This window comes from Candidatus Pseudomonas adelgestsugas (genome assembly GCF_004124255.1).
Classification (GTDB): domain Bacteria; phylum Pseudomonadota; class Gammaproteobacteria; order Pseudomonadales; family Pseudomonadaceae; genus Aquipseudomonas; species Aquipseudomonas adelgestsugas.
The window spans coordinates 566,977-579,334 of record NZ_CP026512.1; the positions used below are offsets into that span (position 1 = coordinate 566,977).

Annotated in this window: 8 protein-coding genes and 1 pseudogene; 2 read left to right on the forward strand and 7 right to left on the reverse strand. The window is 41.6% G+C overall.

Features of this window, described 5'->3' with window-relative positions; genetic code table 11:
* Window positions 1-86: 86 nt before the first annotated feature.
* The 4 genes from lnt to C3B55_RS01525 form a co-directional block, all read right to left on the reverse strand.
* Window positions 87-1,640, reverse strand: coding sequence for an apolipoprotein N-acyltransferase (gene lnt / locus C3B55_RS01510; RefSeq protein ID WP_129210855.1), 1,554 nt, complete (start codon window positions 1,638-1,640; stop codon window positions 87-89).
* 8 nt (window positions 1,641-1,648) lie between these two features.
* Complete coding sequence (locus tag C3B55_RS01515) at window positions 1,649-2,488, reverse strand: HlyC/CorC family transporter (RefSeq protein WP_129210857.1); 840 nt, start codon at window positions 2,486-2,488, stop codon at window positions 1,649-1,651.
* 42 nt (window positions 2,489-2,530) lie between these two features.
* Window positions 2,531-2,989, reverse strand: coding sequence for an rRNA maturation RNase YbeY (gene ybeY / locus C3B55_RS01520; RefSeq protein ID WP_129210859.1), 459 nt, complete (start codon window positions 2,987-2,989; stop codon window positions 2,531-2,533).
* 95 nt (window positions 2,990-3,084) lie between these two features.
* A complete protein-coding gene (locus C3B55_RS01525; RefSeq protein WP_129210861.1) occupies window positions 3,085-3,393 on the reverse strand; it encodes a hypothetical protein in 309 nt (102 codons plus the stop codon).
* Between the two features lie 1,307 nt (window positions 3,394-4,700).
* Between C3B55_RS01525 and C3B55_RS01530 the strand changes: the two genes are divergently transcribed.
* On the forward strand, window positions 4,701-5,030 hold the full coding sequence (locus C3B55_RS01530) for a DUF1820 family protein (RefSeq protein ID WP_129210863.1): 330 nt from the start codon (window positions 4,701-4,703) through the stop codon (window positions 5,028-5,030).
* Between the two features lie 724 nt (window positions 5,031-5,754).
* Here the strand turns inward: C3B55_RS01530 and hemL are convergent.
* From hemL to C3B55_RS01545, 3 genes and pseudogenes are all read right to left on the reverse strand, one after another.
* Entirely contained in the window at window positions 5,755-7,053 is a 1,299-nt protein-coding gene (gene hemL / locus C3B55_RS01535; RefSeq protein ID WP_129210865.1) for a glutamate-1-semialdehyde 2,1-aminomutase, read from the reverse strand.
* Between the two features lie 1,864 nt (window positions 7,054-8,917).
* A pseudogene (locus C3B55_RS04640) lies at window positions 8,918-9,343 on the reverse strand (Lrp/AsnC family transcriptional regulator).
* Between the two features lie 963 nt (window positions 9,344-10,306).
* Window positions 10,307-10,957 (reverse strand): YciC family protein, encoded by a 651-nt coding sequence (locus tag C3B55_RS01545; RefSeq protein ID WP_129210867.1) that lies wholly within the window; start codon window positions 10,955-10,957, stop codon window positions 10,307-10,309.
* A gap of 811 nt (window positions 10,958-11,768) precedes the next feature.
* Between C3B55_RS01545 and C3B55_RS01550 the strand changes: the two genes are divergently transcribed.
* Window positions 11,769-12,245, forward strand: a complete 477-nt coding sequence (locus C3B55_RS01550; RefSeq protein ID WP_129211875.1) for a LabA-like NYN domain-containing protein — start codon at window positions 11,769-11,771, stop codon at window positions 12,243-12,245.
* Window positions 12,246-12,358: the final 113 nt, after the last annotated feature.

Sequence of the window (12,358 nt, forward strand, 5' to 3'; positions counted from 1 at the left end):
TGTGCTACTTGAAAACATGCGTCTATAAGCGTCAACATTCTATCACTTCAAGGCAGTAGCGTGTAGTTGTGGATTAATGTTTAGGGCTAGCTCTTATAATAAGTATATGTTGGTGAAGTCGTTTTTTTTGACAACCGACTTATTAGTAACGCTGAGCTAAATAAGCTCAGGCATAAAATAATCAATGGCCAAGAGCGCCATTGTAAATATGGTGTAAGTTTGTGCATTGGTACTACTTCACCATACAAAATCCCGCGTTTAAATTGTGGTATTTGCACGGTAATCTGCCCAAATGGGTTAATCAGGCTAGTGACCCCATTATTGGTAGAGCGGATCATCCAGCGGCCAGACTCTAACGCACGCATTTGTGCCATTTGTAGGTGTTGCAGTGGGCCAATAGAACGGCCAAACCAGGTGTCATTGCTAATAGTTAATAACAGATCGCTCTTGGCTGACAGATTAGCAGCTAGCTCTGGGTATACCACCTCATAACAAATTGATGGAGCAATCTGATAACCCTTTGCTTCTAGCATTAACTGGTCAGATGGTCCACTAGTAAAGTCCGACATCGGCAGGTCAAATAAGGTAATCAGCCCGCGTAGTATGTCTTGCAGTGGTACGTATTCACCAAAAGGTACTAGCTTCTGTTTAAGGTAAGTGCCTCTACCTTCGCCAACCACGGTAACTCCGTTAAAGTGATGCTTTTGGTGAAGCATATCTTGACGGATCGGTACACCAGTGATTAATGCGGTATGCCGGTTAGCAGCAAACTTGTCCATCATACTGAAGTAATCTTCAACTGATTCCTTGAATATTGGTACGGCGGTTTCCGGCCAAACTAACAGGTCAACTGGCTTAGAGCTAAAGCTCATGTCGCGGTATAGCGATAATTGAGCATTTAGCTGCTCTGGGGCCCACTTCATACTTTGTTCGATGTTACCCTGGATCGCAGCTACTGTCAGTGGTGCGCCAGAAGGTGAAGTCCAGGTGTAATGCTTGAGTGCTAGGCTGATGGTCCATGGTATACCTAACAGCACTAGCCATACTCCAACAAACCTGTTGCGTTTTTTTTCTAGCAGGAGTAATAGGTTGCAAAGCCCTACCGCTGTCAGAGCTATAACAAAGGAAATAAGCCACATACCGCCTAATGGCGCTAGACCGGTTAGTGGTCCATCAAGCTGACTATAACCAGAATATAGCCACGGGAAGCCGGTCAGAAACCACCCTTGAAAGGCTTCTTGGCTAACCCACAATGCAGAAAACGTTAGCGTATCAATTAGTGGTGATTCATTGCAACGCAACCAACGCGCCCACAACCAGGCAGGTATGGCAAAAAAACAAGCAATCGCAGCAGTAAACAGCAGCATAAAAAAGCCAGCCAGTAATACTGAAGCGCCACCAAAGTGGTGGATGCTGTAGTAAATCCAGCTAGTGCCAGCTCCAAAAAGGCCACAGCCAAAACACCAGCCGCGACCTATAGCCTGGTATGGTGACAGCTCGCGTAAACTGATATAAAATAATCCAACCACCACTAATGCAAACGGCCATAAATTAAATGGTGCTAGTGCTAGAGTGGTAGTAGCGCCAACTACTACAGCTATCAGATTACCGCGCCAGCCTGGTGTGATAAGATATTGCATATCAGTCCTTATAGGGCAACCGGAGTAAGTCGAATCAAGTGGACTCGACGGCTGTCAGCATTTAAGATTCGAAAGCGATAAGCTCCAATTTCAGTAGTTTCATTACGTTTTGGTAAGTGCCCAAATGCACTCATCACTAGCCCGCCAACAGTGTAGAATTCATTGTCAGAGAATTCGCTACCGAAGAATTCGTTGAAGTTTTCTATTGGTGTCAGCGCCTTGACTAGGAAATCACCACTGGGCAGTGGCTTGATGTAGCTATCATCTTCTACGTCGTGCTCGTCTTCGATGTCGCCGACGATCTGTTCTAGCACATCTTCAATGGTAACAAGGCCTGCTACACCACCGTATTCATCGATCACAATAGCCATGTGATTGTGGTTAGCGCGGAATTCGCGCAGCAGCACATTGAGTCGCTTTGATTCAGGTATGAAGGTAGCTGGACGCAGCAGATTCTTGATGCGAACATTATCGCCGTTTTCTTTCAGAATAAGCGGCAGTAAGTCTTTGGCTAGCAGGATACCAATGACATCGTCATGGCTTTCACTGGTAACCGGGTAGCGCGAGTGCGCCGAGTCTATTACGGCTGGAAGGAATTCCCGTGGGGTTTGAGTAGCTTTGATGCTGATCATTTGCGAACGCGGGACCATAATATCTCTAACCTGCAAATCTGCTACCTGGATAGCGCCTTCGACAATAGCTAGAGCTTCGCTGTCTAGCAGCTTGTTCTGATGGGCCTCGCGCAGCAGTCCCAGCAGCTCCTGGCGGTTTTTTGGCTCGTGGGCAAAAACTTGGGTTAGTTTACCTAGCCATGACTTCTGTTCGTTGCTCGATCGGTCTTCGCTCATAGCGCTTACTCTGAATCCTTTTTGATTACAGTTAAGTATTTTTTAAGCTTTATCATCTGTGTAAGGGTCTGGATAATCTAACTCTGCAAGTAATTTTTGTTCTAGTGCTTCCATTTCTCTGGCTTCGTCATCATTTATATGGTCATAACCCAAAAGATGTAAGCATCCATGGATGACTATATGTGCCCAATGAGCCTCAAGTTCCTTGTCTTGTGCCTTTGCTTCACGAATGACTACTTCGATACAGATCACTAGATCGCCTAGTAATGGAATATCAAGTAATTCAGCTGGTACTTCGGCTGGAAAGGACAGCACGTTGGTTGCGTAATTCTTTTGACGCCAAGTTTGATTTAGTGCACGGCCTTCGAGTTCGTCTACCAGGCGAATTGTTAATTCTGAGCTAGCTATGCGCTGGCGTAGGGCTATACTGCACCATTTATGGAACTGTTCCTTATTGGGAGCTGGCGTGTTTGTGGCCAACTGCAGATCTAGTTCAAGCATCGTAGTAAACATTCTTGGCAGGTACGTTCTTGCGATGCTCTAAGCGTTTGTAGGCTTCAAAAATACACTGCACCAGCAAGTATTGGGTTACGTTTTTAGGCATGGAGCGCATGACGCTGATACCTCGTGCGTTCTTGGGTCTTGCGATCATTTTGCACAGGCCCAGAGTTAGTGCTCTTAGATGGGTTCACGCTGACTTTAGTTACCTGTTTGCTAGTTAAATTTTTTAAGGTAAACTGCTGTAGGTACAGGCGTACGGTCTTGAGCGATAACTCACTAGCCTTAGTTGTGCGGTAAAGGCAGCAGAGCAGATTTTTTGTAAAAAAGGTGTGCTGGTGGCCAGCAATGAGCTTGTAATGATTGCCGCGGTTGTGAACCTTGAGATTTAAGCATTGTTCAGTCAAACACATGTGCCCGTTAAACTGTTTGCACAAGTTGGTAAAATAGCAAGCCTCAGATGGCTTACAATGGAAATTATGAGATTTTATGTGGGCGTTCAAGATTGCTTATGTCGCCCTTTGGTTGTTGAGATTAAAGTTAGAATAACGTCAGTAACCAGTAGGTGAAAGCACTTATATGCATTACATGAGTTCTCAAGAATAATAAATTTTACTTCTCCTAGTATTGCATTGTAACTAACCAATGATTCGTGCAATAGATAATTAGCTAATCAGTGTTATAGCATCACATTGGAAATTGATGATTTAGTTGTGCTCAGTGCTGATTTCTAATCGGCCGTGGTCTTTTATTTAAGTATTTAGTCACCAGAATGCGTTTAATAAAATTTGTCATGTGTCAGTTGATCTTGAAACCTTACTGATTTGAGGTGTTCTGTTTTATCGCCTTCAGCGCAGCGTACGCTAAGTTGGCCGATTTCGTGCTGATAGGTGGGTTAGCTACAGGCTTCATTGCATGCTGGAAAATTTTATCGATCTTATTTGGGATCGTTGGTCATTAAAGTTGAAGCTAATATAAACAACCAGGCACTAACATGAGTAGTTTGTGTAGCTTCATTGATATTCCTAGCCAGCCCTACTTAAAGCAGTGCAATTAAGCTGTGCAGCTAGCTGTATGTGATCTGAGCAAGATTACATTGGTAAGCGCAGGTGCGTGACTAGTTCTAGCACTTCGGTATAGATCTTGATCAAGTTGTCAAAAGCAACTAGATAGCGCGATGTGTTGTAGCAAAAGTGTTCGCTTACTTATCCATTAGACGCTGCTATGTGGATCAGTTCAGCTGGATTAGAAAAGCGTCCAGTGTGCAGGCTATTCGTAATTAGCGCGAATATTTTGATTGCGCGATACCAATTGGCACGCCATTGGTAGTTAACAACAAAGTACTAACAGTGATCACGATTTTCATGGTTAACTATTTTCAATTCGTGTTATTTATTTAACTGTGATGATATATGGTCATTAGTTCGCTTATGAATTGAGCAGATATTAAATTAAATTACGTTGTAATCTTCTATATAAGCAATGACTTCTTAGGCCTGGCGTTCATTTAGTAGATTAACTGGCGTGATCTGCTGTATTTATTTATCTAAGAATCTTAAGTTTTGATGTGCAATGCTGGGCCATATAAATAGCTAATTAGTGATAAGTAACTTAGCAGTATAGTGGATATGCCTATTGGTTCCTAGCTTTGTACATCTAGTGCCATGCTATAGTTCGCGCCCTTTTTATATCCACGATGCGCTATTCGTCAACCATGATTAAACGTGAAGTTCAAATCTACAAGGTGATTTTCCTTAACCAAGGCCAGGTATTTGAAATCTATGCTAAACAGATCTATCAAAGCGATCTGTGGGGTTTCCTGGAAGTAGAAGGGTTTATCTTTGGTGAACGCACTCATTTAGTTGTGGATCCTGGTGAAGAAAAACTCAAGGCGCAGTTTGAAGGTGTGGTGCGCAGTTTTGTGCCCATGCATTCGATTATACGTATCGATGAAGTAGAGCGTCTGGGCACGCCTAAAATCAGTGAAAAATGTAGCATGAGCAATGTGATGCCATTTCCTCCGATACCTATGCCTGAAAAGTAAGCTGTATAAACCTTCTTAAGCTCTGCGTGGGATTGTTTTATTGATCTGCGGTGCATGTTATTTGAATAAGGTTAGAGCGTCAGAATAGCATTCTGAAATTTTTGTATGTGATTTTGGAAGATACAGCCAAAGTGCTATGGTTGGTTACTATTTTTAGTTCACCATGCTTAATATATTTGACTGACCTTGTCGGTCTTGTCTAGATGCTTTCAGCGCTATGAATTACCGCTATTGCAACATGATATACTCCTGGATATTACTGGTCAGTGCGCCTTTACCGTATAAAGATATGGAGCTAAGCTTGTACTACGCTTGTGCATCCACATACCACACAGCTTGTGTTTTAGTATGTGTTTCAAGCTTTTGCCTAGCTTTCTAGCTACATCTTAAAGCACAATGATTTATCTATAACATTAACAACAAGTTACCGCCTACCTGGGCATACACTAGTAGAGTCAGAATGAGCAATAGGTAACTCAAAATTCAGGGTACTGCCTAGTGGCATTTATAGAAATCGCGCTTATTTATAACATGGTATGCAGACTATCGATAGGTCTAAACAAGCACGCATGATTATGTGCGTATACTCTTGTGTGCATAGGTATTTACTAGTTTTTTGCTACGCAGGTAAGTGATTTGCAAAATTAGAGGTGATTTATCGCAAAAAAAATTAAGGAAATTGCTACAAGCAAAGTAGCAAATATTGACTTTACTCAAGATAATATTATGGTGCTGCTTGCTTATTCAGAGCTTTGAAAGCGCGCTCAGCAGCATTGAGGGTTAATTTTAACTCTGTACTGCCATGTGCGATTGAAGTGAAACTAGCCTCAAAGGCGCTAGGTGCTAAGTAAACGCCATCTTCTAACATTAGGTGGAAAAATCGTTTAAATAGGTTGAGATTACTGTCCATCACGTCATTGAAATTGCTGATTTTGTCAGCATCGCTGAAGTAAAGGCCAAACATACCACCAGCTTGTGTAGTTATGAAGGGGATACCGGCAGTGTCGGCACGTTGCTGTAGGCCGTCTAGCAAGTTCATAGTGTAATTGGTTAGCTCACCATAAAAGCCAGGTTGGTTAAGTAAACATATGGTGGTCAGGCCAGCGGCCATAGCTAGAGGGTTTCCTGATAAGGTACCTGCCTGGTATACAGGTCCAAGTGGTGCGATTTGCTGCATGATCTCGCGCTTGCCGCCAAAGCATCCGACTGGCATACCGCCACCTATGATCTTGCCGAAAGTGCTTAGGTCCGGCATTACGCTATAGTATGCTTGAGCGCCGCCGAGAGCGACACGAAAACCGGTCATTACTTCGTCAAAAATTAGCACTATGCCGTACTTATCACACTGCTCACGCAAACCTTCAAGGAAGCCAGGTATCGGTGGAACGCAGTTCATGTTGCCTGCCACTGGCTCGACGATGATGCATGCTATATTTTGGTTAACCTCGTTTAATATCTGCTTGACAAAGGTAATGTCGTTAAACGGTAGGTTTAAGGTATGTTTAGCAAATGCTCGTGGTACACCGGCTGAATTAGGCATGCCAATGGTCATGGCACTTGAACCAGTTTTTACTAGCAGGCTATCAGAGTGGCCGTGGTAACAACCTTCGAACTTAATTATGTTGTCACGGCCAGTGAAGCCACGGGCTAAACGAATCGCACTCATAGTTGCTTCGGTGCCAGAACTAACCATTCGTACCATTTCCATTGACGGAACAATCGAGCACAGTATGTCAGCCATCTCAGTTTCTATAGCTGTTGGCGCACCATAAGATAAGCCGTGCTGTAACTGCTGGCGCACGGCATCCAATACGTTTGGGTGACTGTGACCGAGAATCATCTGGCCCCATGAACCTACATAATCTACGTAGCGTTTGTCATCTTCATCAGTGATGTAGGCGCCTTCGGCATGCTTAAAGAATAGTGGTGTGCCACCGACGCTCTTAAATGCACGCACTGGGGAGTTCACACCGCCAGGAATATGTTTCTGGGCATTGGCAAACAAGGTTGTAGAGCGCGACATGAATGATGTTCTCTAAAGCTGAAATCCTAGGAAAATCATTGCAATCTAGAGCTGCAGTGCGTGACTTTCTGGATATTATTAATGATAAATAGGCCATATACCTAGCGAACATGGTCGGTATTGTGTTGCTATTAGCGGTTCGGTATCCACTATCTAGTGGTAGTCATCAATCATGTAGGTCAGCCTTTAATAGGCGTATGTGAGTCTGGGTAATCACTAATTTGTTGTATGGCAATCGGAAATCGCTGATGCAACAGAGTATTCTATTTAGTCAAAGCGATGATTACTGTAACCTCCTATGGAAGCTTTTAGATAAGTACTGTTTCAGTATCGATCTTCATTGCTGGCACTATCAAGTGGTTAGCATCTGTAGAGTCAAAAAAAGACAATGATACGAGAGCTATTATTTATTCATAGTACGTAGTCTATCACTAAATGCTTTTACGTGGCTATCGATTGAGGTGAATTTTACTTTTTCTATATAGCTATTATTCAGCCTTCATCAAGCGTCAGACCGTCCAACGCAAATTAAGATAATTGATTACATCAACGGTTCGTATATTTTATCTATCATAAATATAATGTAGAGTTATATTTATGATTAAGGAATAGCTATTAATTAGATTATTCCATGTACTGTGTACTGTGGCTTTAGGCATAGAACACTATTAGGATTAGACGGCTGGTTTCTATGATCTGTGCGATAAGTTAGACTTAAATATCGGCATTGCATTTATTAACTTGCTGCGCACTGAACTCAATTTATTGCATTCGCGCAAGTAGCATATGTCCGATCAACCGCTTTTCCACTAATTGATGCGGATGGCTTATTTAGCGGTCAGGCGATTAGCATTAGCCATCATAATCTACAAAAAATACTTTTTTCATGTGTTGTTTAGCTTGCCATAATTCATGCTGCCTTGACGTAAACTAATGTAGTTAGCCATTCAACATGTCTTGAAGGTGCTACCAATCGAGCCAAAGTTAATTCTGTTCAGTAAGCTGTTAGATATTTATGCATGGTTCAGCGTTAAACGCTGACAAGTGACACTCAAGGAGTGTATTGGTACCACCTACCGTCTACTCGGTAGTCCATCTAGACATCTAGACCAGGTATAGAGAAGTTACCATGTTGCTATTGACTGTCGATCACTAGTTATAGGTGAGTGTAACGTAGATTTCAAGTATAAGCCAGCTAGACTCTGCTGAGTAAAGGTCTCAGGCTAGCCTTCTGAATAGCAACTAAAACACTTTCATAATGGTGTGATTTTCAACGATAATATAACCTTGTAGCAGCATTTATGCTGCTACAAAATAGCTGTAAGCTATAATACGCTTGTGTAGTTTTACAAAAGTGTATATATGCATTGGCTTGATCTGGTGATTTGTGAAAGGTATACCTATTCAGGTACGACGCATAACAGCAACGGTGCGTTTGGTATGAGAAATAATTATTGTTTGGTTAATTTGATGGCTCATTAGAAGCGCAAGGTGACTGAAAAGAATTGCTGGTGCGCTCATAAGGTGTTCTAAGCTCGATGAGACTGCTCATTATGCTCGTAATAATATGCGTAGCTATGCTTCAGACTGGGCACGAAAAAAACAAAAATAAGTAAATCAAAAGCATGACCTTAGATTGCTTCATTAGGTCCTAAATAATACAATCGATAGAGATGATTAAGGTGATTATTATCCATTCTTTAAACAGGGCATAAGTTAGTTGAGTTCAATGTTGATCCAATAGGGCAAGGGCACCTGGAAAAAATAAGATATAATGCTACAGATACAATACGAACTTTAAATTGTAATGCGGTTAATGTGTTGGATAGTTTATCTGCAGTACTATTATTTATAGTTAGCTAATTCAAGTCATTAGGTGTGTTAATGGTAATTCAGTGCTATCCAGAACCTGATTTAACACAAAGCTCGATCTTACGTTAGTTGCACCGTCAATGAGAGTTAAATGCTCCAGCAGTAATTTTAGTAGTGATCTATATCTTGTACTACTGCTTTCAACGCAACTAATAGTTTGCATCCACCTATGTTACTAAACTGCACTATAACTACCTGCAGTATTATGTGGATCGTCGCTTCGAAATTTGCAAAAAAATTTCAAATGTATACATGTTTGTGCCAATTAGCACATATACTGCAAGGTTAAGGCCTAGCATCTTACGATTAGGCATGGCAATCTGCCGTGCGATGTATTCTTTTTTTCTAACTGCTTAATGCGACATGAGCACTGCGGCTCCGCCAAAATACTTAGGTCGTATTGGTCAGGCTTGTTCATTAAGCATAACTTTATCGTAACTATTGCGACATATTATTTATAAAGAATGAAAATTGCGCAAGTAATGCTTTTAACACAATCTTTGTGACTTTCTATCAGAAAGCTAGCTAGTATAATTGCTAAAAATCGCCGCTTAGAGAACAGTCTATTCAGCTAACCTAATAAGGTTAGCTGCAATAACCAACCGAGCATGGTTGAACCTATCTTCAGTTGTTTGGCGCATAGTTTACAAGATAATACAAAATTAGTCAATGTCACAAACGTTGAGTTAGGACAAAAAACTTAAGGGGGCAATTGGTCACCATCCATTTCTTTGTACAGTCTATACCTGCTGAAGCGTTAGCGGTAAAACTCTGAACTGAGCGTATTCAAGATGGCTAGTTATAAATTAATTGAATCCTTAAGCGGCTAGTTGTAAACTGAGGGAAACTTGTGCTCGCTATTAACCATGCTGGATTTAGTATTGCTTATGCTGCATTACCAAATATTTGTCTAATAATAGACATTATTTACCATTCGACGATTACTATTCGCGTTTGTCAGTATCTAAGACGCAGGAATCTTCAGTGGCAGTAATTTAACATTTCCCATAGTGAGCAAATGATGGCATACCATTAATATTCTTGGTGGTCTCCGCCATAGTTTTGCCTGTTTCTTTAACGTTCTAAGTCAAAGTGTATCGTCATCCAGATTGGCATTGAATGGCTAGCCAACTAAGCCAACTAGTATTGTTTAAGTAAGGATAGTTATACAGAAAATATGTGGGTTATAGCTAACGCTTATCACGATATGAGGATTTTTATATCGGTAGGGCGCCAGATTATGTTGTTATGCTATAGATTCTAGCTGTAAATAAATCGGTTATAATCAAGATAGTCAAGAGTTAATACGCAATAAACGAGTCATTGGTTTGGCTGATAGTATTGTGCATTAAAAGTAGCACGGAGCGCATATTACCATGTATTATGCATCGTCGTCAATTAGCATAAATAAACGGAATAACACTACGCTAGCAAATAGTTGCAAGAAGCTGTAGGTGCTGTCGATCAGAACTCCAAGTAACAACGTAGGGTTGGGATACGTAACTTCGCTAGCTCCCTTCAGCAGCCATAACGGTGTCATGACGCATAATAGGCACACTAGAATTAGCCAGAATCGCCTATGAGTTAGGCGGACACTTTCTTTCATCGCTTCTAGTACCGACATACTGCGTAATACTAGCAGGTACTCGGCAAATGCCAGTATAACCATTAGACACAGGCCTGGTAGAACATACAGCGACAAGCCTAACAGGATCAGCAATGTGCTAATAGCGGTAAGCAGAGCGAAACGCGGCCACAAGTTTAGTGCAATTGTCCATATATCTTTAGTGTTTGGTGACTTGCCATGAGTGCGCGCATCTAGAAACATAATTAATGCGCCAGTGTATAATGGGTACACTAACAGTCCTGCCACCACGTTGTAGCCTGGGAAAGCATCCTGGCCTAGAATGTGGTTGAGCACTTGTTGCAGAAGGGCTTCTGGGATGACTAGTGGTAGGCACAGCTGGATAATGGCACCCAAGTTTAGTTGGGTAAAACGGAAAGAGTCGCGTAATATATCTAATGGATTCATTAAGTTCATCACAGGCTAAAAGCAAGGCTAATAATCTAGCTGATTATGACGATAGGTACACAAATGTAAACTTTGTATAAAAACTATTAACGCGTTTTATAGTAGTTTTATAATTTAGTGAGTGGCCATCCTGATCATAAGGCGACCTTGTTGTTCTAAAAATAATTTTGTAAAGTCGCTATGAGCAGCGAAGAACAAACCCTGATCAAAAGACTTTTTAGGGCCTTAATAAGCCAAAATGTATTCAGTTCTACTAGATAGTTCACAGCTTAAGCGAGCAGCAGGAACACACGATTAAGAGCTTAGACGCTCAGAACGGGCAGCATATTTACTAATTACAGGACAAGTTACAACAAACTATTTCCAGACCACTGTGTAGATAATGGCAATTTTTTGTGATGTGACGGTCCACGTAAAGCGCTCTGACTTACTTTATAAGGGTATTGTCTGATGGTGTAATTCAACTAAAGTCTTAGCAGACTGTGCAATTGTAACCAGCAACAGATACAAGTAGTGAAAAATTATTCGTAAAAAATCGTCACTAACTAGTTATTGACAGCAGTAACTATAAGCGATTAGGACTACAATCTTGCCAGCAATAATAGCTTGAACAGCAATAATTCTATTAATGGTTTTTATAACGACTATTGCTATGATTTTTTTCTTCTTAAATAGCGAGGACAATCACCTTCATCTGATCAGCTATAACTACAATGCTTTATTGCCAAAGATTAATTGGCTTAGAAACGTTTCCGTGTCTAGCATATTGGTGTTTTCTGGTGTTAGTGCCCGGTTATCACGAGGAAGTGCAGTGAAGAAAATTGCGGTGTTTGCTGATGTACAAAACCTTTACTACACCGTGCGTCAGGCTTATGGCTGCCACTTTAACTATGCTGCTTTGTGGGCTGATATCAGTATGCGTGGGCAAATTGTCGAGGCATATGCGTATGCTATTGACAGGGGCGATAGTAAGCAACAGCAATTCCAGCAGATCCTGCGTAACCTGGGTTTTATGGTCAAACTCAAGCCTTATATCCAGCGTGCTGATGGTTCTGCTAAGGGTGATTGGGATGTAGGTATTACCCTCGATATCATGGATACCATCGACCACGTCGACGAAGTCGTACTGGCCTCTGGTGACGGTGATTTTAACATGCTTCTCGAACGTATCACCTATAAGCACGGAGTTGAAGCTGTTGCCTATGGAGTACCTGGGCTAACGGCTAGCTCACTAGTACGCGCTGCTAGTCGCTATGTGCCGATTGAAGGCGCGCTACTGCTTAAATAGATTTTTAGATATAGCTAAAAATAAGTTTTGGGTTTATAGTAATCATCAGTTTTAGAGGCCACTGACATTACCCAGAGCAGTTACTGCAGAGCCACTAAAATTATTGTAGTCAT

Coding starts and splice junctions, on each gene's coding strand:
- lnt (WP_129210855.1), bottom strand. CDS start 1,640: ATGCAATATCTTATCACACCAGGCTGGCGCGGTAATCTGATAGCTGTA.
- C3B55_RS01515 (WP_129210857.1), bottom strand. CDS start 2,488: ATGAGCGAAGACCGATCGAGCAACGAACAGAAGTCATGGCTAGGTAAA.
- ybeY (WP_129210859.1), bottom strand. CDS start 2,989: ATGCTTGAACTAGATCTGCAGTTGGCCACAAACACGCCAGCTCCCAAT.
- C3B55_RS01530 (WP_129210863.1), top strand. CDS start 4,701: ATGATTAAACGTGAAGTTCAAATCTACAAGGTGATTTTCCTTAACCAA.
- hemL (WP_129210865.1), bottom strand. CDS start 7,053: ATGTCGCGCTCTACAACCTTGTTTGCCAATGCCCAGAAACATATTCCT.
- C3B55_RS01545 (WP_129210867.1), bottom strand. CDS start 10,957: ATGAATCCATTAGATATATTACGCGACTCTTTCCGTTTTACCCAACTA.